This is a genomic window from Buchananella sp. 103232 (genome assembly GCF_058725725.1).
On record NZ_JBZXJM010000030.1, the window covers coordinates 1 to 21,041 of the forward strand.

Consider the following 21,041-nt stretch of genomic DNA (forward strand, 5'->3'; position numbering starts at 1 on the left):
GTTCGAAACCCCAACTCGACGTTCGAAGCCCCAACTAGACGTTCGATGCCTCAACTCGACGAAAGACCAGCCCAAACGTCGAGCCGAAGACCCAAACGTCGAGACGAAGGGGCAAACGTCTAGTTGACAGGGGGACCCGCGCAGCGCCGGTGGGAGGTCATCAAACAAGCCAGCCAGAGCCACTCCACCCGGAACGTGAAACTCGACGTTCGACACCCCAACTAGACGTTCGATGCCGCAACTCGACGAAAACCCGGCCCAAACGTCTAGCTGAAGGGCCAAACGTCGAGCTGAAAAGCCGAACGTCGAGCTGAAGAGCCGAACGTCGAGTTGACAGGGGGACCGACGCACCAAGCCGGGAGCGCGTCATCAACTAAGGCAGCCAGGGGCGCCACACACGGAGCGTGAACCTCGACGCTCGAAACCCCAACTCGACGTTCGAAACCCCAACTCGACGTTCGATGCCGCAACTCGACGAAAACCCGGCCCAAGCGTCTAGCTGAAGACCCAAACGTCGAGCTGAAGACCCAAACGTCGAGCTGAAGACGCAAACGTCGAGACGAAGTGGCAAACGTCGAGCCGAAGACCCAAACGTCGAGACCACCGAGAGGGCGGGCCAGCCATAAGCGGCCCAGCCATAAGCTGCCCAGCCATGAGCTGCCCAGCCATGAAGTAGCTTTCTCAGCACGCACCCCCCGGCCACCATTTCGCGGGCAATTCCGTCGCGTGCCGCTGTAACCGACCCTTGCCGGAACGTACAGAAAGGGGCCGCTGGCCGCGCGGTAGGCTGTGCATGGCTTCGAACAGAAGGGTGCAAGGTGGCGGTCAACAAGCAGCAGGTGCGGGCATTCGTGGAGCGCTGGGACGGCCAGGGTTACGAAAAGGGCGACACGCACAAGTTTTGGCTAGAGCTGCTTGCGGCGATCGGCTACCAGCACGCCACCGAGGTGAAGTTCGAGCATCGGCTACCCAACGGCGGTTTCGTGGACGTGTGGCTGCGGGACGCGAGCGTGCTCGTGGAGCAAAAGGGCATGAACGTCGACCTCAACAAGGCCGAACTGCGACAGGGCGAGCTGAAGACGCCGCTTGTCCAGGCGCTTGATTACGTGGACAACATGCCGCGTGTGGAGCAGCCGCGCTACGTGGTCACCTGCAACTTCGGCACGTTCCGTGTGTACGACCGCGACAAGCACGCGAAAGCCGACCTGGCGGCCAACGCCTTCGAGTTCAGCCTGCGGGAGTTGGCTGAGCACCCGGAGTACCTGGCGTTCATTCTGGACCCGGCCAACAGTCGCCTGGAGAAGGAGAAGCAGGTCTCCATCCAGGCTGGTGCCCTGATTGGCAGGCTTTACGACCAGATGCGCCAGGGCTACCTGGACGCCGATTCGCCTGAGACGATGCACGCGCTGAACGTGCTGTGCGTGCGGCTCGTGTTTTGCCTGTTTTGCGAGGACGCGGACCTGTTCCCGAAGGACGCCTTTCACCAGTTTTTGCGCGACGTTCCGCCGGCCCACGTGCGCACGCAGCTCAAGCGGCTATTTGCCGCCTTGAACACGGACATCCCGGACCGCGACCAGTACGACCTGGACCTGAAGCCCTTCCCTTACGTGAACGGTGGTCTATTCCGCGAGGACACGGAAATTCCCAACTTCACGCCGGAGATGAAGGACTTCCTGTTGGAGCAGGTGTCTGGCCCGGTGGACTGGTCCAAGATTTCGCCCACGATCTTTGGTGGCATTTTTGAGTCGACGCTCAACCCGGTGACTCGGCGGGCTGGCGGCATGCACTACACGAGCCCGCGCAACATTCACCGGGTGATCGACCCGCTCTTCATGGATGAGCTGTACGCCGAGTTCAACGCCATTCGGACGGAGGAGGGGCAGACGCCGCGCGCAAAGAAGAACCGGCTGAAGCGTTTTCACAAGAAGCTGTGCGGGCTGACGTTCTTTGATCCGGCCTGTGGGAGCGGTAACTTCCTCACCGAGACGTACCTGTGCCTGCGTGCGTTGGAGGATGAGATTCTGCACGAGCTCATGGACGGGCAGGCTGGTTTCACTTTCGCGGACGAGGCTTTGGATGGGGACCGCGTCTCGCTCAACCAGTTCTACGGGATTGAGATCAACGATTTCGCGGTGACGGTTGCCGAGACGGCGTTGTGGATTTCGCGGCTGAAGGCCAACGGCGATTCGGAGATGCTCTACGACATCGCCTCTAAGGACTTCCCCCTGGTGGAGCGGCCGAACATCCTGCACGCCAACGCGCTGCGGGTGGACTGGAACGACGTTCTGCCGGCCGAGCGTTGTGACTACGTCATGGGCAACCCGCCGTTCGCAGGTGCGCGTCTGATGACCAAGGAGCAAAAGCAAGACGTTACCGACACCTGGGGGCCGCGGTCGGGGAACTTGGACTATGTGACGTGCTGGTTCAAGAAGGCGAGCGACTACCTTGGTGCGGTAGACGCCGCCAAGTTTGCGTTCGTATCTACTAACTCGATTGTTCAGGGCGAGCCGGTAGCTACCATGTTTGACCCTATCATGGGGGCCGGATGGAAGATTTCCTTTGCTCACCAGTCCTTCCCCTGGACCACGGAGTCGGCGGGTGCAGCGGCAGTCCACTGCGTGATAGTCGGATTCAGCAGGCAAAGGGCAACCGCGCCTAGGCTGTTCACATACGGCGTGGGCAACAATGAGGCAGTGGAGATCAGCGCTACCAACATAAACGCGTACCTGATGGACTCTGCATCGGTAAACGTGCAGTCACGGACGAAGCCGGTTTCTACAGCCCTTCCCGCAGTCAGTTTCGGTTCAATGGCAAATCCGACGGCACCTTTTGTGGTTTCCGTTGATGATCTTGACGAGGTAAGGAGCGACGCGATCGCGTCAAAGTACCTTCACAGGTTCGTGGGATCAGAGGAGTTGATCCATTCGAAGGAACGATGGTGCTACTGGCTGGACACGGAGGCGTTCGAGCCGGCTGACATCACCGCTAGCCGTCACCTGCAGGCGCTGACAAATGCGGTACGTGAGAAGCGGCTGAGCTCGAAGCGTGCGGCAACGGCAGCGTTGGCAGAAATCCCGCACCTGTTCGCGGAACGCCGGCAACCTGAGCTTTCATACGTATGTATTCCGAAGGTGGCAAGCGAGAACCGTGCTTATTTCACTGCGGACTACCTAGGTCCAGAGGTGATCGCGTCCGATCTGGTGTTCACCTGCCCGGACGAGGACGGTTTCGTCTTTGCGATCGTGAGCTCGTCCATGTTCATCACCTGGCAGAAGACCGTCGGTGGCCGCTTGAAGTCGGACGTGCGCTTCTCTAACACGCTTGTCTGGAACAACCTCCCGCTGCCGCCTGTGGCGCCGGAACTGCGCGCGCAGATCATCGCGGCGGGCAAGGCCGTGCTCGCCGCCCGCGCGCTGCACCCGGAGCGCTCCCTGGCCAAGCACTACGAGCCCGGCAAGCTCTCCCCGGAGCTCCAAGCCGCCCACGACGCCCTAGACCTGCTGGTGGACAAGGCGTTCGGCGCGCAGCACCCGCTCGCCGATAACACCGAGCGCCTGCAGGTGCTGTTCGCCCGCTACAGCGAACTCACCGCCGCGCCAGCCTGAACTGCTCAACGCAGTAGCCGCCTTGCACAATTGTTTGCGCGCAGTTGCCGGTCTGGGGCAGGCGCGCGGCACTGCCCACCACCGATAGTCCCAAGGACCCAATGAGCTACGACTACGACGACGCCCACCTGGCAGCGATCTACGATCACGACAACCCCTCCGGGGACGACCACGCCTTCTATCGGGCCCTGGTCGATGAGTTAGGCGCGCGCACCGTCGTAGACCTGGGCTGCGGCACCGGCCTCCTCACGGCGCAGCTGGTAGACCCCGGCAACGCCAAGAGCGTCGGCGAATCGGGGCAGTCAGTTCTCGCACGGCGCGTGGTGGGGATCGACCCGGCCCAGGCGATGCTCGACGTTGCCCGCAGCCAGCCGCACGGCGACCAAGTGGAGTGGGTGTGCGGCACCAGCGCCGCGCTGCGGCGGCTGGATCTGCGGGCCGACCTCGTGCTCATGACAGGCAACGTCGCCATGCACATCCTGGGCGAGGAATGGCCGGCCACGTTGCGCGACGTCGCCCAAGCGCTGGCCCCCGGCGGCACGCTCGCCTTCGAGACACGCAACCCCGAGGCTCGGGCCTGGCTCGAATGGAACGGAGCGGAAACCGTGCGGGATACCCCCATCGGCCCGCTGAAGGAAACCTGGCGGACGGAGCTGCCCGACTCCGCCGGCGTAGTGACCATGCACCTGGAAAACCTGTTCCTGGCAGACGGCTACGACGCCTCCTTCACCCAACGGCTCCAGTTTCGCAGCTTTGACCAAGTGGTAGGGGACCTGCGGTGCGTGGGCCTGGAACTGGTGGCCTGCCACCGGGACTGGGAAAGAACTCCCTTCACAGGTGGGCAGGACCAGCCGCTCATGGTGTTCGTAGCCCAAAGGCCGCTCGACGAGTAACCCGGGCGCTGGGTGCGTTGGTGTGTTTGTGGGCGGGTGGCACGGAGCGTACAAGTGTGCGGTTGGGGTACGTATGACCGGCCGGTGCCGCGCCCCCAAGCGGTCGGATGTACCCCGCACTCGCATTTGTGACTCTGGGGGCTGGGAGGGGGCGTAGCGGGGCGCTGGGGCTGCTCGTAGGCAGCGTTGGGCGGGCGCGGGCAGAGCCAAGGGCCGCGCGCTCCGAAACGAGATCGATGACGGTCCAGCGCCGCCTTTCCACTAGCCGCCACGCATGGCTGCAATTGCGAAGTGGTAGTGGACACAGACGGTTGCCAAACGTCGGGATTCTGCGCGAGCCGAGCGTGCCGGTGAGAACATGGTCTGCATGTCAAACTACGGAACGGCTGGCGCAACCGGCCAGCGGAACATGGTCATTCTTGTAACGGCACTTGTGAGCGTCATTGCTGTGGCACTGGCGTGGGTTTTCTTTTTCCGGAGTGGGGAGGACAACGCGGGCGAGGATGCGGCAGCGACGAGCGCGCAGACCGACTCCGCAGGCACCGACGGCGCCGCCTCCGGCGAGGGGCAGAACGACGCGGCAGCGGTTGGAAACGGCGGAGAGCTGAACGACGCCTCCATCGAGGTGCCCCGCAGGTGCTTCGAAGCGACGCTGATGGAACGCTACGGGGAGTACAACCAAGAACCGGTCAGCTTCAAGGCGGGTGTTGCTACTTCTGACGAGCCGAACACCGGCAAGATCACGATCAAGTCTGTGCAGAGCGGCTACCACGCTGAGGAAGAAGGCGAACTGACCGTCGTGCAGTTCGAGTGCACCCCCAAGTACGACGAGCCCTTCGAATCCCTTGGTCTCTACTCCAAGGACGGGAAGTACCTGGATGGAGTCGAGTGGGGCGGCACCACCCTGCCCGAGCTCGACTACGGGACCAAGACCTTCGCAGACGTAAAGGCGGAGGAGGACGCCTTCTACGCCACGGTGAAGGAGATTGGCGTGGCGGGGGACGACGTTGCCGCCGGCGGTCCGCGCACCGGCGTGGCCCACTTCCGGTTTGAATTCAGCGACACGTATAACACGGTGCGAGTCACGGAGGCCCGCTACGAGATCAGCGGTGGTGAGGTGACGGCCCCCGAGGTGGACGACGCCATCGACCTTTTCGAGGCGCTTCGAGACGGGGATGACGCCGCCGCCCTCGAACACATGACCAAGGAACAGCTAGACGAGGTCAAGACCGGCTGCGTGGGCGGCTGCGACGACCCGAAGCACAAGAAGTACTCCGAGGTCTTCCTGCAGAAGGACGCCGGCATTGCCGAGTGTTTCTTGGCCGCGCCCAAGGGCTTCGTGTACTACGAGAGCATTGACGGCTTCGAATTCGTTGGCGGGGAGCCCGAGTTCAAGCCGGGGCAGTTCTTCTGCCCTATCCAGCTGCCGAGCGATGAGGAGCACACCTGGGAGCGCCTGCTTCTGGTCCAGCCTGACGACGCGGGTTCGTTCGAGTTCGTGTCGCTAGTCAAGACTAGCAAGTAGGCAAGAAGCGGGCGGGGTGGTGAGTAGATACTCACCGCCCCGCCCGCTTTTGTCACGCGCACCTGCGGCGAACCACGCTAGCGGGGCCTCGACGCACCGGCTGGCCCGGACGGGCCTGCGGGCCGGGCCTCGAGGGTCACGCCCCTAAGAGCGGGTTGGCACCGAGCGTACAAGTGTGCGGTTGGGGTACGTATGACCGGTCGGTGCCGCGCCCCCAAGCGGTCGGATGTATCCCGTACTCGCATTTGTGACTCTGGGGGCTGCGAGGGGGCGTAGGGAGGCGCTGGGTGCGTTGGTGTGGCTGTGGGCGGTGGCACCGAGCGTACAAGTGTGCGGTTGGGGTACATGTGACCGGTCGGTGCCGCGCCCCCAAGCGGTCGGATGTACCCCGTACTCGCATTTGTGACCCTGGGGCCTGCGAGGGGGCGTAGGGAGGGGCTGGGAGGGGGAGTAGCGGGGCGCTGGGAGGGGCCGTCGTGGAGAGAGGCGAGGGGCCGTATCGGGGCGCCGGGCGTGCCCGGAGCCGGAGCCGGAGCAGGGCCTGTTCGTAGCTGACGAAGTGCGTGCGCGGGCAAAAGCTAAGGGCCGCTGGGCGCCGCCGAACGGCGGCCCACAGCGGCCCTACAGCCAGCGCCCCGGACCTAGATCCAGGACTGGAACCACATGCGCTCGTACCACTCGTGGTGGGGGATGTAGTCGCCCACGTAGATGGGCCAGAAGTAGACCCCGAGAGCCAGCACCAGCGCGGTGACCACGCTCAGGGCCACCAACGTGCGCCGCTCCGTCCCCAGGAAGGACGCCTTGACGCGCTCCAGGGCCTCGGCCCAACTCTCGGAGCCAGCCTCCGGCTCGACCGCCACCGCGCCGGCTACAGCCGCGCCGGCCGGCACCGCACGGTCGCGCGCCTTCGCGCCGCCACCGGCCTTACCGGCACCGGTCCTACCGCCACTGGCCTTTGCGCCGGCCCTAGGCGTTGCCGCCACGGCAACCTCGCCGCCTACCTCAGCGTGCGCGCTCACCTCAGCGCGCGCACCGGCCCCGGCGTCACCAGCCTCGCCGGCGCCCTCGGCCTCGCCCTCCGCATCGGCCCCGCCCTCCGCGTCGGCCTCGCTCTGAGTGGCAAGCGCGGCGGCCTCGCGTTCGGCGGCCTCGTAGGCGAGCTCGGCGGCGGCAGCGTCGTCGGCCGATCGCCGCAACTGGAAAATGTGCCCAGGCAACCAGATGGCGTAAAGCAGGGCGAACACCACGAACGGGGAGAACACGACGGTGTAGAAGGTGAAGATGGTGCGCTCGGTGTACTGGAACCACGGCACGTACAGGCCCAGGTAGCCGGCCAGCACCAGCCAGGCGCGCCAATCCAGGCGCCACAGGGCCCCGTAGAGCACCACGGCCAGGGCCAGGAAGCCCAGCCACCAGATCGCCGGGTTACCGACGGACAAGATGGCCTCCACGCAGTTGTCGCTCCCGCAGGAGGCGCCGCCCCGGTGGGAGAAGTCGGTGGGCCAGTAGAAGCTGGTCGGTCGGGTCTGCAGCAGCCAGCCGGAGGGCTGGGACATGTAGGAGTGCTCGGAGGAGACACCGACGTGGAAGTCGTAGGCGGCCTTGTGGTAGTCCAGCAGGTCCTGCAGGCCCAGCGGCAGCCAGGACGGCGTCCACGGCACGCGGCCCTCCGCCAGCTCGGTGGCGGCCCAGCCGCGCTTGTACCCGCCGGGGGTGGCCAGCCAGGACCACCAGGAGGCCACGTAGGTCACCAGCGCCAGGCCCACCATCGCGAAGAACGCCGGGATCGCGCCGCGCACCAGGGACTGCAGCGCCCACTTCGGGCTGCCGGCCAGCTGGCGGGCGGAGGCGTCCCACACCACCACCAGGATGCCGGCCACCGCCAGCATGTACAGGCCGGACCACTTCACGCCCGTGGCCAGGCCGAACGCCACGCCGGCCCCGAGCAGCCACCAGCGCACCCCGGTGCGGGCCACGATGCCGTGCCCGTGCCGCTTGCCGCCGGCGCGCACCGCCAGGTCGCGGGCCATGTGGGCGCGCATCGACTGGCGGTCCACGAAGACCAGACACATGGCCACGACCACCCAGAACGTCAGGAAGATGTCCAGCAGCGCGGTGCGCGACTGCACCAGGTGCTGGCCCTCCACGGCCAGGAACAGGCCGGCCGCCATGCCGAAGGCCGCGTTGTTGAGCACGCGCCCGACCAGCCAGGCCAGCAGGATCACGGTCAGCGTCCCGAAGAACGCGGAGGAGATGCGCCACCCGAACCCGGTCTCGGGGCCGAATAGGCGCATGCCCATGGCGATCATCCACTTGCCCACGTGGGGGTGCACCACGAATGCGCCGTTGGTGGTCATGGCGGAGTAGTCGCCGGCCTCGAAGAGGTCGTTGACGTTGTCCCCGCTCCAGTCCGCCTCGTAGCCGAGCGTCATGAGGGCGTAGGCGTCCTTGACGTAGTACGTCTCGTCAAAGACCAGCTTTTGCGGGTGGGCCAGGTGGACCACGCGCAGGATGAACGCGAACACGCCCACTAGGGCCGGGATGATCCACGCGGCCAGGCGGTCCTTCGCGCTCTCCACGGTCCCCAGCCCCAGGCGGGTGCGCCAGTACACCTCCTCCACGCGCTGAGAAGCGGTCAGCTCGGCGCGGCGGCTGCCCGCGCTGCGCCCCGATCGTGTCTTGGCCGCGCTGGGCTTGGCCTTGGTGCGCGCGGGGGTGCGCGTCCGGCCGGCGGCGTTGGTGGCAGTGGCATTCACGCCCGCAAGCATACGATGGAGCCAAATTATTGGGAGGTAGCCGTGCTTGAACGTGTCAATGACCGCGTCGATTTGGATCCGGTGGACGACGCTGCCGCCCCCGCCGCCCCCACGCTCTGGCCGCTGCGCGCCGGGGTGATCACCCTGGCGGCCACCCCGATCGGGAACGTGGGGGACGCCTCCGCCCGGCTGGTGAGCGCCCTTAAGCAGGCTGACGTGATCGCGGCGGAGGACACGCGCCGCACCGTGGATCTGCTGCGCCGCCTGGGGGTGCGCGCCCCGGGCCGGCTGACCGCCTTTCACGAGCACAACGAGGACGCCAAGGCCCCGGCGCTGCTGGAGGCCGCCCGGGCGGGGCAGCGCGTGCTGCTGGTGACGGACGCGGGCATGCCGTCGGTGAGCGACCCGGGCTACCGGCTGGTGGCGCTGGCCGCCGCGCAGGGCGTGGAGGTGACGGTGATCCCGGGGCCGTCTGCGGTGCTGACCGCGCTGGCGATCTCCGGGCTGGCCTCCGACCGCTTCTGCTTCGAGGGATTCCTGCCCCGCAAGGAGGGGGAGAGGGCCCGCCGCCTGGCCCAGCTGGCGACCGAGGAGCGCACCCTGGTCTTCTTCGAGAGCCCGCACCGCGTGGCCGCGACCCTGGCCGCCCTGGCGCAGGCCTTTGGGGGCGAGCGGGCGGCCGCGCTGTGCCGCGAACTGACCAAGACCTACGAGGAAGTGGTGCGCGCGCCCCTGGGGGAGCTGGCCGAGCGCTTTGCCGACGGCGCTCGCGGCGAGGTGGCGCTGGTGGTGGCCGGCGCACCCGCCCAAGTGGCCGACGCTGCCGCCCTGGTGGGCAAAGTCAGCGCCCTGGTTGAGGCCGGCGCCAGGCTCAAGCCCGCCGTCGCGGAGGTGGCCGCCGCCCACGGGGTCTCCAAGCGCGAGCTCTACGAGGCCGCACTGGCCGCCCGCAGCTAGGACGGCGCTGGTGCACAGAGCGGGCGGGGTTTGGGAGGCGCGGGCGCGGCAACGTCGGCCAACTGGCTCACCACGCCACTGCAAGGGGCGGGCGCGCCGTTCGATAGGATTGCGGGCATGACTCGCGTACTTTCCGCCGTGGCTTGGCCCTACGCCAACGGACCGCGGCACATTGGCCACGTCGCCGGATTCGGCGTTCCCTCCGACGTCTTCTCCCGCTACATGCGCATGGCGGGCCACGACGTCCTCATGGTCTCCGGTACCGACGAGCACGGCACGCCCATCCTGGTGGCGGCCGACCAGCAGGGCATCACCGCCCGCGAGCTGGCCGACAAGAACAACCGGATCATCGCCGAGGACCTGGTGGCCTTAGGCCTTTCCTACGACCTGTTCACCCGCACCACCACCGGCAACCACTACCAGGTGGTGCGCGCCATGTTCGAGACGGTGCGGGACAACGGTTACATGATCAAGCGCACCATGGGCGCGGCGATCTCCCCGTCCACCGGGCGCACCCTGCCCGACCGCTACATCGAGGGCACCTGCCCGCTGTGCGGCTACGGCGAGGCCCGCGGCGACCAGTGCGACAACTGCGGCAAGCAGCTGGACCCCACCGACCTGATCGACCCGAAGTCCAAGGTCAACGGCGAGCGCCCCGACTTCGTGCAGACCGAGCACTACTTCCTGGACCTGCCGGCGCTGGCCGACGCCCTGTCGGCGTGGCTCGACGAGCGCGAGGCCACCGGCACGTGGCGCCCCAACGTGATCCGCTTCTCCCAGAACATCCTGGAGGAGATCCGCCCGCGCGCCATGACGCGCGACATTGACTGGGGCATCCCGGTGCCTGGCTGGGAGGACCAGCCGAACAAGCGCCTGTACGTGTGGTTCGACGCGGTGATCGGCTACCTGTCCGCCTCCATCGAGTGGGCCCGCCGTAGCGGCGACCCGGAGGCGTGGCGCAAGTGGTGGAACGACCCCGAGAGCCTGTCCTACTACTTCATGGGCAAGGACAACATCGTCTTCCACTCCCAGATCTGGCCCGCCGAGCTGCTGGCCTACAACGGGGGCGGCGACAAGGGCGGTCAGCCCGGCGAGCTGGGCGTGCTCAACCTGCCCACCGAGGTGGTCTCCAGCGAGTTCCTCACCATGGAGGGCAAGCAGTTCTCCACCTCCCGCTCCGTGGTCATCTACGTGCGCGACGTGCTGGCGCGCTACCAGCCCGACGCGCTGCGCTACTTCATCAGCGCCGCCGGCCCGGAGAACCAGGACAGCGACTTCACGTGGGCGGAGTTCGTGCGCCGCACCAACTCCGAGCTGGTGGCCGGCTGGGGCAACCTGGTCAACCGCACCGCCGCGATGATCGCCAAGAACTTCGGGGAGATCCCGGCCTCGGGCGAGCTGGAGCCGATCGACCAGGAGCTGCGCGACGCGATCACCGCCGGCTTCGGGGCCGTCGGTTCGCTGATCGAGGCCCACCGCCAGCGCGCCGCCATCGCGGAGATCATGCGCCTGGTGGGCGAGACCAACAAGTACGTCACCGAGACCGAGCCCTTCCGCCTGAAGGCCCCGGAGCAGCGCCAGCGCCTGGCCACCGTGCTGCACACCCTGGCCCAGAGCGTGGCGGACCTGAACGTGATGATGTCTCCGTTCCTGCCGCACTCCGCCAACGCCATCGACAAGGTGCTGGGCGGGGCAGGCGACCTGGCCCCGATGCCTCGCATCGAGGAGGTGGTGGACCTGGACGTCAGCCGTGAGGACGGTTCCCCGCTGGACTACCCGATCATCACGGGCGACTACAGCAACGTGCGCCGCTGGAAGAGCCAGCCGCTCGCGGTGGGTACCTCGATCGCCAAGCCCACCCCGGTGTTCGTCAAGCTGGACGAGTCCGTCATCGAGGAGGAGCTGGCCCGCATGGCCGGTTAGGCCCGACAGGTCGAGGTTCTGCAAAAGGGGGTGGTGGCCCGCAGCTTTCGCTGCGGGCCACCACCCCCTTTTTTTTGCGTCCGGGGAAGCCCCGGGCTCCCTGCGTGCCGCCGGCCCGCGGTGCCCCGGTGGCCCCTTTGCCAGCGACCGAGCGGCGCCCCGGTGGCGGGGTGTGCCTAGGCCGCGAAGCGGTAGACGCGCTGCGTGTTCTCCTCCAGCTGGGCGCACGCGGCGGCCTCATCCACGCCCCAGCGCTGGGCGATCGCCCGCACCGTCACCGGCATCACGTAGGAGGCATTAGGGCGCCCGCGCAGCGGGTGCGGGGCCAGGTAGGGGGCATCCGTCTCCACCAGCACCAGCTCGCGCGGCAGCCGGTCCAGGGCGGCGCGCGCGTAGTCGTTGGCGTGATAGGTCAGCGGGCCCGCGATGGACGCATACCAGCCGTGCTCCGCCAGCACCTGCGCCATCTGCGCGTCCCCAGAGAAGCAGTGGAACACGGTGCGCTCCGGGGCGCCATCCGCCAGCAGCGTCTCGATCACCTCCGCGTGGGCGTCCCGGTCGTGGATCTGCAGCGGCAAATCCAGCTCCTTGGCCAGCGCGATGTGGGCGCGGAACGCCGCCACCTGCGCCGCCCGCGCCCCCGGCCCGCCTCTAAAGAAGTCCAGCCCGCTCTCACCAATCGCCACCACGTCGGGGTGGCGCGCCGCCTTCGCAACGGCCGACAGGGCGTCGTCCAAATCCACCTCGTGGTGGGGGCGCAACGTCGGGGTCAGGCCGTCGGGAGCGTCGGCCGCCACGTGCCGCAACGCGCCGGCGTGCAACGGCGCCTCGTTCGGGTGAATCGCCACCGCCGCGAACACGCCCGGCAGCCGCGTCAGCGCGCACGCCGCCTCCAGGTCATTCAGCTCGCAGCCCACCGTGACGATCCGGTGCACCCCCACGGCCGCCGCGCGGCGCAACTGCTCCTCCAGGCTGGGCCGCTCGCCCTGCACCTCCGGGATCTCCTCCACCCGAAGCGGCAGGTGCGTGTGGTTATCGGTAACCGGGGCCGCCAGCGGCTCCGGCAGGTCCGGCCAGCGGCGGGACTTCTTGGAAGCAGTCATGGGTAACAGGGTAAGCAAGGCCGTAGGCGGCGCCGCGCACGTGCCGGCGTGATCCTCGCTGGGGGCCGGGCGCTGGGTGCTGGGCGTTGGGTCGGCGCGTGTGCTGTCGGCCTCCGGCATCGCCAACTTCGAGACCTCTCCCAACGCCGGGCCGACCCGTGTGCTGTCGGCCTCCGGTCTTTCCGGTCCGGGAGCGTTCGCCGGGGCGGCGCCGGGTGGTGTTGCGCAAACGGTTGTGGGGTTATCCGACCTTTTGAGCTTTTGCTGGACTGACCCCTGTTTGTTAGACAGTGAGTTTGTAGTGTTGTTGCCGGTAGTTTACCGGACTTGTGTGTAGTTTGCTTACGATTCGTTCTTCGTTCCACCATGTGATGTATTGGCTGATTAGTTCCTCCAGGCTTTCATAGTCGTCGTGGGGGTTTGAGTTGAGGTTTAGTTCGGTTTTCAGGCGGGCGAAGAATGCTTCGGCGGGGGAATTGTCCAAGCAGTTGCCTTTACGAGACATTGACTGGCAAGCGCCTAGGGATTCAATCAGCTCGCGGTAGTCGTATGAGAAGTATTGCCCGCCTTGGTCGGTGTGGATCACTGTCCCGGTCAAGTCTGCTTTTTGGGCATACTGTTTGATCATGTTGGTAACTAGTTGTGTGGTGGCGCTTTTGCCTAGCTGCCAGGCCACGATCTCGTTGTTGTACAGGTCTAGCAAGGGCGAGAAGTAGTACCAGGAGCCCGCCCAGGAAATCTGGGTGATATCAGTGACCAGGCATTTACCGGGCTTGTCGGCATGGAACCGACGTTGGAGACGGTTAGGGATTTTGGCTTGAGTGCCAGCAAACGAACGGTAGTGCTTACGACGCGGGCAGGCCCCCTTCAGTCCGGCCATCCTCATCAGTCTGGCGACCTTCTTGTGGTTGAACACCTGGGGTGGGTAGTTGCCAAAGCCCTGAGCGATCAACGCGGTGATGCGCCGACACCCATAGCGGCCTTGGGCGTAGTCAAAGGCTGCCTTGACTACCTCTAGGTCCGGGTTGGGCTGGTTCGAGCGTTTCCGGGCCCAGTAGTAGGTCGAGCGAGCAAGCCCCACGATCGCGCACAGTCTTGATACCGGGTGTATGGCTTTGAGGGTAGTGACCAAGAGGATCAAGAGCTCTTGCCACGTATCAACCTCATCCCTCAAAGCACAAGATTTTTCCAGCAGCTCCACGTGTAGCGCGTCCAAAGCCTGGCGTTTTTCTTCGTTGGGGGCTTGAGCCTTGGCTGTTTCGATGTGGTGGCGCATTTCTTGCAGCCATTTACCCCAATGCTCGAATCGATATCCTGCTTTCTGGGCGCGGTTAATGCGCTCGTATGCGGCTTTAGCGCTTGTTTCAGGGTCGACCATTTTTCTGTCCTCTAGCCAGCGTCCGAAAATGATCGGGTAAGAACCGGCCGGTAGTCCGTACTCGCGAGTGAGTTTGCCCGCGTTTTCACCAGCAAGCCATCTCATCCCGATCTCGGTCTTTAATTCTACCGGCCAGAAACGCGGCACGCGTTCTTGACGGGCTAGGTCAAAACCGTCACGATCAGCTTCCCGACAAATCCGGCGTGCTGTTTCATACGACACGCCCGCACGCGCAGCACACTGACTAACCCGCAAGCCCTGCTCATACAAATCCAGCACCATCAACCGACGCTGAAAACGCTCCTCTATCGACACAATCCCTCCCAAGACCAGGACTGTCCAACAACAAGGGTTCGGTCCATGCTGCAGTTTTTGTGGGCTTGGTGGACCGATCGAGGGGTTACCCGCTCGGGTAAGCCCTCGAGAGGTTCACTAAGCCCACGATCGGTGGGCCAACCCTACGAGAGGTGCACTAAGCCCTCAATCGCTTGCGCACACCCGCGCCCGAGCCACCAGTTTTGACGCCGAGGTTGGGGCGGAGAGCGCGGGAGATGCTGGATTGGCGCCTGCTGCCTGCGCGCACGGCACCGCCGTCGCTGGCCCATGCTGCCTGCGCGCACTGCGTTTCGGCCGCATCTCCCCGCTGCCTGTGCGTACGGCGGCCGGCTCTACCGCGCCAACATCTTCGGCCGCGAGCACGCCCCGCCGCCCGTCCGGCCTGCCCCGTCGCCTGGGAATAGTCTGGGCGCCGGCGCCCCCGTGTCCCGCTGAAGCGTTGCAATGCCGGGGTAAACACCCTGGCGTGTGCGCAGTGAGCACCGCCACGCGCATGTGAATCGGGCCCAACCGGTAGACAAACTGTGTAACAAACTGGTTACGATCAGCGCGGCCACTTTCCATGAGTGGCCCGGACCCTGCATCACCCGCGTGATGACGCCGGGTGGCCATCCCTCGCGAGACAACCTCGCTGGCCGCCCACGAACAGCAAAGGACAGCATGACCGTCACCGAGCCCAACACCCTGGCCCCCTCCAAGCGCAAGCCGCGCTCCAAGCGCAGCATGATCCAGTGGATTGGCGCGGGTTCCGCCGCCGCCCTCCTGGTGGCCGGTGGGGCAGTGGCCCTGGCCAACTACAAGACCGTCAACATCTCCGTGGACGGCACCAACCAGTCCATCTCCACCTTCTCCGGTGACGTCTCCGGCGCGCTCGCCGCTGCCGGCGTGGCCGTGGGCGAGCACGACCTGGTTGTCCCCGCCCCCTCCGCCGCGCTGAGCTCCGGCGCCACCATCACCATCAAGCGCGCCACCCCGCTCACCCTGGGCGACTCCACCGTGTGGACCACCGAGGGCACCGTGGCCGCCGCTGCCGCCGCCAAGGGTGGCTTGGAGAGCTTCTCCGCCTCCCGCGCCGTGCTGCGTCAGGAGATCGCGGCCCTGCCGCTCGTGGCCGAGGGTGACAAGGTCACCGTCATGGCCGACGGCAAGAAGACCGAGCTCGTGGCCGCCGGTGCCCTGGACATCGAGGGTGTGCTCAAGCAGGCCGGCGTGGAGGTCTCCCCGATCGACCACGTCAAGTCCGCCATCTCCGCTGACGGCGCCGTGACCGTGACCGTGGTGCGCGTGGTGCGCGCCGTGACCGACGCGGAGAGCGAGATCGCCTTCGAGACCGTCGAGGAGCACACCGAGGACCTCTACGAGGACGAGTCCGAGGTGGCCCAGGAGGGCGCCCCCGGCAAGCTGGTCACCCACACCTACACCGAGACCCGCGACGGCAAGGCCGTGGTGAGCGTCAAGACCGGTGAAACCGTGGCCGCTCAGCCCACCAAGAAGATCGTTCGCATCGGTACCAAGGAGCGCCCGGCCGTGCGCCAGCAGGCCAGCGGTGGCTCCCAGGAGAGCGTGAACTACACCGTCGGCGGCGACGTGTGGGCCGCGCTCGCCCAGTGCGAGTCCGGCGGCAACCCGGCCACCAACACCGGCAACGGCTACTACGGCATGTACCAGTTCTCCCTGCCGACCTGGTACTCCGTGGGCGGCACCGGCCTGCCCTCCGAGGCCTCCGCCGCAGAGCAGACCATGCGCGCCCAGATCCTGCAGCAGCGCGCCGGTTGGGGCCAGTGGCCCGCCTGCACCGCGATGCTGGGGCTGCGTTAGACGCGAATCTGCCAAGGTGCGGGCGCGGGAAGTGGAGACGCTTCCCGCGCCCGACCTTTTGTTTCTGCGTTGAAGCGAGGCACGGCGTGGCACGCGCGGTGGCGGGAGGAACGTCGGCCGTCAGAATGTGTCTGATGGTGGCCGACGTCGCCGCCCGGCCGCGCCGCCACCGCCACCGCCCGGTTAGGCTGGGAGCCTATGGAAACTCCCGCTGTGCGCCTACTGGCCCCCGCTGATGTGCGCGAGCTGTGTGCTCGCCTGAACGTGCGCCCCACCAAGACGCTGGGGCAAAACTTTGTGCACGACTCCGGGACGGTGACCAAGATCGTCGCCGCCGGGCATGTGTCCGCCGGCGAGCACGTGCTGGAGGTGGGCCCGGGCCTGGGCTCGCTCACCCTGGCGCTGCTGGGGGCGGGCTCGCGCGTCACGGCCATCGAGATCGACCCGGTGCTGGCCAAGGCGCTGCCTGACACGGTGGCGCAGCGCGCCCCGCAGGCGGTCGGGCAGTTCACCGTGGTGGAGGCCGACGCCCTGTCCATCACCAGCGCGCAGCTGCTGCAGGAACGCGCGCTGGCCGCCGGCTTCGCGGGGGAGTGGAACCAGCCCACGCGCCTGGTGGCCAACCTGCCCTACAACGTGGCCGTCCCGGTGCTGCTGACGCTGCTGGCCGCCCTGCCCTCCCTGAAGGAGGTGCTGGTGATGGTGCAGGCCGAGGTGGCCGAGCGCCTGGCCGCCGCGCCCGGCTCGCGCGTCTACGGGGTGCCCTCCGTGAAGGCCGCCTGGTACGGGGACGCTCACCTGGCCGGTGCAATCGGCCGCAACGTCTTTTGGCCCATCCCCAACGTGGACTCCGCCCTGGTGCGTTTGGTGTGCGGGGCCCCGCCGGCTACCTCCGCCAGCCGCGAGCAGGTGTTTGCCGTGGTGGACGCGGCCTTCGCGCAGCGTCGCAAGACCCTGCGCGCCGCCCTGGGAGCGTTCATCGGTTCCCCGGCGCGCGCCGAGGAGGCCCTGGTGGCCGCCGGCGTGGACCCGCAGGCGCGCGGGGAGAAGCTGACCGTGGCGCAGTTCGCCGCCATCGCCGAGCAGCTTGCCCCCGAGCTGCAGGCCAAGGCGGGCGGCCATGCCGGTGCCCAGCCGGGCGCGGGCAAGTGAGCGCCGAGGCGGTGCGCGGCCAAGGCGTGCCGGTGGGGGGTGTGGGCGCAACGTCGTCCCCCGAGGCGGTGCGCGGCCAAGGCGAGCCGGTGCGGGGCGTGAGCGTGGGCGACCGGGTGGAGGCCCGCGCCCCCGGCAAGGTCAACCTGTACCTGGGCTGCGGCGGGCGCCTGCCCGACGGCTACCACCTGCTGGACACCGTGTTCCTGGCGGTGGACCTGGAGGAGCGCGGAAGCGCCACCCTGCTGGGGACCGAGCCGGTGCGGATTGGCAGCGAGCCCTGGCCGGCAGGGGCGGCAGCGGGCGCGGTCGGTGCACTGCCGAACTGGCTGGAGGTTAGTTTCGCCGGCCAGGGCAGCGAGCAGCTGGCCGTGGACGCCACCAACCTGGTGGTGCGCGCTGCGGTGGCGCTGGCCACCCACCTCGGCTACGCCCTGCCCACCCGCATCGAGGTGGAAAAGCGCGTGCCGATCGCGGCGGGCATGGCCGGTGGTTCGGCCGACGCCGCCCTCACCCTGCGCGCCCTGAACGAGCTGTGGGCCGCCGGGCTGGATTTGGACCAGCTGACCGCGCTGGGCCGCCGCCTGGGCGCCGACGTTCCCTTCGGCCTCGTGGGCGGCCTGGCCCACGCCGGCGCGCGCGGCGACGAACCCGTGGCAATGGCCGCCCTGCCCGGCGCCCCGCAGCTCCACCTGGCCTTCTTCGCCTCCCCGCTGGGGCTTTCCACCCCGGCCGTGTTCGGCGAGTTCGACCGGGCAAGCGAGTTCGACCGGGCAAGCGAGTTCGACCGGGCAAGCGAGTTCGACCGGGCAAACGAGTCTGACCGGGCCAGCGAGGCCACCGGGGTGGACGACGCTGCCGACGCCGCCGCCCCGCGAGTGGCACCCGCCGCGCTGCTGGAGGCCGCCCGCGCCGGGGACGCCGCCGCCCTGGCCGGGCTGATCGCCAACGACCTACAGGCCCCCGCCCTGCGCCTGCGCCCCGAGCTGGAGCGCACCATCGCCGCCGCACACGAGGCCGGGGCGCTGCGCGCATTCGTCTCCGGCTCCGGCCCCACCATCGCCGCGCTGTGCAGCTCGCGCGAGCACGCCGAGCAGGTGGCCGCCGCAGTGACCGCCGCGCTCGGCGAGGACGAGCTGGGCTACCCGCTGCGCGCGGTGGTGGCCTCCGGGCCCGTCCCCGGCGCGAGCGCGACCAGCACCGGCCCTGGCGCCGGCACCGACGTGCCGGGCGGCGCCAGTGTGGCCCTCACCGCCGGCGGCGTCCCCGGCGCCCGCACCCGAATCGACGAGGAGAACTAAGTGGCCCACCTGCTGGGACTGAACGAGGTAGGCATTCACCTGGGCGTCCGGGAGGTCTTTGCGGGCCTGACCCTGGGCCTGGAGGACGGCACCCGCGTCGGCATCTTGGGCCCCAACGGCGCGGGAAAGTCCACGCTGCTGCGCCTGCTGGCGGGCAAGCTGGCCCCGGAGACCGGGCGCGTGACCCTGGCCGGCTCCACCCGCGTGGCCATGCTGGACCAGGGCGACGAGCTGCCGGCAGACGCCCGCGTGGTGGACGTGATCCACCCCGGCAAGGCCGAGCACGAGTGGGCCACCGACGCCCGCATCCGCGACATCCACGCGGGCCTGCTGGATGGGATCGCGCTGGACGCGCGCGTGGGCGAGCTCTCCGGCGGCCAGCGCCGCCGTGTGGCCCTGGCCGCCGTCCTGACCACCGAGGCAGAGGTGCTGATCCTGGACGAGCCCACCAACCACCTGGACGTGGAGGGCGTGGACTGGCTGGCCCGCCACCTGCGCGCTCGCGGTCGGCGGGGCGGGCGGGAGATGGGCGCCCTGGCCGTGGTCACCCACGACCGCTGGTTCCTGGATGCGATCTGCACCCGGGTGTGGGAGGTGGTGCCCTGCATCGACAAGCCGGGCACCCAGATCCCGGGCCGCGTGGAGACGTACGACGGCGGGTATGCCGCCTACATCCTGGAGCGCGCCGAGCGGGCCCGGCGCGCGGCCGTGGCTGAGGAGAAGCGCAACAATCTGCTGCGCAAGGAGCTGGCGTGGCTGCGCCGGGGCGCCCCGGCGCGCACCTCCAAGCCCAAGTTCCGCATCGACGCCGCCAACCAGCTGATCGAGAACGTGCCGCCACCGCGCGACACGGTGGAGCTGATGAAGATGGCCACGGCCCGCCTGGGCAAGGACGTGATCGACCTGGAGAACGTCAGCCTGTCCTACGGGGACAACCAGATCCTGCGAGAGGTCACCTGGCGCCTGGCCCCGGGCGAGCGCGTGGTGGATGCGTGGGCGTCAACGGTGCGGGCAAGACCACGCTGCTGCGCCTGCTGGAGGGCGTGCTGCCGCCCAGCAGCCGGACGGATCAAGCGCGGGCCAAGACCGTCAAGCTGGCCGTGCTGTCCCAGTCCACGCACGAGAACCTGGACGCGGTGGCCCACCTGCGCGTGGTGGACGGCCGTGGCCGAGCGCGGCGCATCCGTGATGGTGGGGGACAAGGAGCTGACGGCCTCCCAGCTGGTGGAGCGCCTGGGCTTCAGCGGCGCGAGCGCGCCTGGACAAGCCCGGTGGGGGAGATCAGCGGTGGCGAGCGCCGCCGCCTGCAGCTCATGCGCCTGCTCATGGACGAACCGAACGTGCTGCTGCTGGACGAGCCCACCAACGACCTGGACACGGACACGCTGGCCGCCATGGAGGACCTGCTGGACGGCTGGCCGGGCACCCTGGTGGTGGTCAGTCACGACCGCTACTTCCTGCAGCGCGTCACCGAGCACCAGGTGGCCCTGCTGGGGGACGGCAGCGTGCGCGACCTGCCCGGCGGCGTGGAGCAGTACCTGGAGATGCGCCAGGCCCAGATCGAGGCCGCCAAGCAGGGGGACGACGTTGCCGCCCGCGCCATTTCCCTGGCTACCCCCGGCGCGGCGGCCGGCACGCAGGAGGCGGCGGGTGACGCTGCGGGCGCCGGTGGGGGCGGCAGGGCGGCAGCGTCGGCCAGCCAGTACACCCCGGCGCAGAAGCACGCGGCCCGCAAGGCGGCGGCGAGCGCCGAGCGGCGGCTGGAGAAGGTGGCCGCGCAGATCGAGCGGGTGCACGCGGACATGGCGACTGCCAGCGCGGATGCGGGCAAGCTGGCCGAGCTGCAGCAGCTCTCGGTGCGGTTGGGCGAGCTGGAGGCGCAGCGCGCGGCCATCGAGGAGGAGTGGCTGGAGGCCCTGGAGGTCGCGGAGGGCTGAGCGGCCAACTGTCGCAGTAAAAACGGTCCAACTGTCGCAATGGAAACGGTCCAACTGTCGCAATGGAAACGGTCCAACTGTCGCAGTGGTGGTACGCTTTCCTTGAAACGCCAGGGAAACGAGGGGGCTATGGAGTATCGCCCGCGCATCATCGACGCAGAGTTAGCTGCAGCGCTGCAGGCCTCCGGGGCAGTCCAGCTGAAGGGGCCTAAGTCCTGACTTGGACCTCTGGTGGTGTTTTTGGGGTGTGGGTGGGGTGTTTTTGTTGTGTTTCCGGGCTTCTTGGTGGGAGTGCGGGTTACTAGCGGCTGGGTAGAGTTGCTGTGGTGAGCCCGTATGTTCGAAAGGTGAGGACGT

The 21,041-nt window shown here is 67.8% G+C and carries 12 protein-coding genes and 1 pseudogene; 10 read left to right on the top strand and 3 right to left on the bottom strand.

Annotated elements, in window-relative coordinates; genetic code table 11:
* Positions 1 to 818 precede the first annotated feature (818 nt).
* The 3 genes from AC4PWQ_RS04685 (at position 819) to AC4PWQ_RS04695 (ending at position 6,023) form a co-directional block, all read left to right on the top strand.
* Positions 819 to 3,605 carry a class I SAM-dependent DNA methyltransferase gene (locus AC4PWQ_RS04685; RefSeq protein ID WP_492089916.1) on the top strand — a complete coding sequence of 929 codons (2,787 nt, stop codon included), beginning with the start codon at positions 819 to 821 and terminating at the stop codon, positions 3,603 to 3,605.
* 101 nt (positions 3,606 to 3,706) lie between these two features.
* The gene (locus AC4PWQ_RS04690; RefSeq protein ID WP_492089917.1) at positions 3,707 to 4,498 is read left to right on the top strand and encodes a class I SAM-dependent DNA methyltransferase; all 792 of its coding nucleotides are present in this window, start codon (positions 3,707 to 3,709) and stop codon (positions 4,496 to 4,498) included.
* Between the two features lie 433 nt (positions 4,499 to 4,931).
* Positions 4,932 to 6,023: a hypothetical protein gene (locus AC4PWQ_RS04695; RefSeq protein ID WP_371151567.1), complete on the top strand. Its 1,092-nt coding sequence runs from the start codon at positions 4,932 to 4,934 to the stop codon at positions 6,021 to 6,023.
* 641 nt (positions 6,024 to 6,664) lie between these two features.
* On the opposite strand, the gene AC4PWQ_RS04700 is transcribed toward AC4PWQ_RS04695, so the two are convergent.
* The gene (locus AC4PWQ_RS04700) at positions 6,665 to 8,779 is read right to left on the bottom strand and encodes a dolichyl-phosphate-mannose--protein mannosyltransferase (RefSeq protein ID WP_492089918.1); all 2,115 of its coding nucleotides are present in this window, start codon (positions 8,777 to 8,779) and stop codon (positions 6,665 to 6,667) included.
* 42 nt (positions 8,780 to 8,821) lie between these two features.
* Here AC4PWQ_RS04700 and rsmI point away from each other — a divergent pair, with 42 nt between their 5' ends.
* Both rsmI and metG read left to right on the top strand, forming a co-directional pair.
* On the top strand, positions 8,822 to 9,736 hold the full coding sequence (rsmI, locus tag AC4PWQ_RS04705; protein ID WP_492089919.1) for a 16S rRNA (cytidine(1402)-2'-O)-methyltransferase: 915 nt from the start codon (positions 8,822 to 8,824) through the stop codon (positions 9,734 to 9,736).
* A gap of 117 nt (positions 9,737 to 9,853) precedes the next feature.
* The gene (gene metG, locus AC4PWQ_RS04710; RefSeq protein ID WP_492089920.1) at positions 9,854 to 11,659 is read left to right on the top strand and encodes a methionine--tRNA ligase; all 1,806 of its coding nucleotides are present in this window, start codon (positions 9,854 to 9,856) and stop codon (positions 11,657 to 11,659) included.
* 176 nt (positions 11,660 to 11,835) lie between these two features.
* Here the strand turns inward: metG and AC4PWQ_RS04715 are convergent, their stop codons facing one another.
* Both AC4PWQ_RS04715 and AC4PWQ_RS04720 read right to left on the bottom strand, forming a co-directional pair.
* Positions 11,836 to 12,762 (bottom strand): TatD family hydrolase, encoded by a 927-nt coding sequence (locus AC4PWQ_RS04715; protein ID WP_371151571.1) that lies wholly within the window; start codon positions 12,760 to 12,762, stop codon positions 11,836 to 11,838.
* 283 nt (positions 12,763 to 13,045) lie between these two features.
* Complete coding sequence (locus AC4PWQ_RS04720; RefSeq protein ID WP_371152722.1) at positions 13,046 to 14,455, bottom strand: IS3 family transposase; 1,410 nt, start codon at positions 14,453 to 14,455, stop codon at positions 13,046 to 13,048.
* 681 nt (positions 14,456 to 15,136) lie between these two features.
* Here AC4PWQ_RS04720 and AC4PWQ_RS04725 point away from each other — a divergent pair.
* The 5 genes and pseudogenes from AC4PWQ_RS04725 to AC4PWQ_RS04745 all read left to right on the top strand — a co-directional run bounded on the left by AC4PWQ_RS04725 (position 15,137) and on the right by AC4PWQ_RS04745 (position 20,684).
* Entirely contained in the window at positions 15,137 to 16,294 is a 1,158-nt protein-coding gene (locus AC4PWQ_RS04725) for a transglycosylase family protein (RefSeq protein ID WP_492089921.1), read from the top strand.
* 198 nt (positions 16,295 to 16,492) lie between these two features.
* Positions 16,493 to 17,446, top strand: coding sequence for a 16S rRNA (adenine(1518)-N(6)/adenine(1519)-N(6))-dimethyltransferase RsmA (rsmA, locus tag AC4PWQ_RS04730; RefSeq protein ID WP_492089922.1), 954 nt, complete (start codon positions 16,493 to 16,495; stop codon positions 17,444 to 17,446).
* A complete protein-coding gene (locus AC4PWQ_RS04735) occupies positions 17,443 to 18,747 on the top strand; it encodes a 4-(cytidine 5'-diphospho)-2-C-methyl-D-erythritol kinase (RefSeq protein ID WP_492089923.1) in 1,305 nt (434 codons plus the stop codon). The genes rsmA and AC4PWQ_RS04735 overlap by 4 nt, the downstream gene beginning before the upstream one ends.
* Positions 18,748 to 19,533, top strand: a pseudogene (locus tag AC4PWQ_RS04740) (ATP-binding cassette domain-containing protein); the annotation flags it as partial.
* A gap of 206 nt (positions 19,534 to 19,739) precedes the next feature.
* Positions 19,740 to 20,684 (top strand): ABC transporter C-terminal domain-containing protein, encoded by a 945-nt coding sequence (locus tag AC4PWQ_RS04745; protein WP_492089924.1) that lies wholly within the window; start codon positions 19,740 to 19,742, stop codon positions 20,682 to 20,684.
* The last annotated feature ends 357 nt before the right edge of the window (positions 20,685 to 21,041 follow it).

Coding starts and splice junctions, on each gene's coding strand:
- AC4PWQ_RS04690 (WP_492089917.1), top strand. CDS start 3,707: ATGAGCTACGACTACGACGACGCCCACCTGGCAGCGATCTACGATCAC.
- rsmA (WP_492089922.1), top strand. CDS start 16,493: ATGGAAACTCCCGCTGTGCGCCTACTGGCCCCCGCTGATGTGCGCGAG.
- metG (WP_492089920.1), top strand. CDS start 9,854: ATGACTCGCGTACTTTCCGCCGTGGCTTGGCCCTACGCCAACGGACCG.
- AC4PWQ_RS04725 (WP_492089921.1), top strand. CDS start 15,137: ATGACCGTCACCGAGCCCAACACCCTGGCCCCCTCCAAGCGCAAGCCG.
- AC4PWQ_RS04715 (WP_371151571.1), bottom strand. CDS start 12,762: ATGACTGCTTCCAAGAAGTCCCGCCGCTGGCCGGACCTGCCGGAGCCG.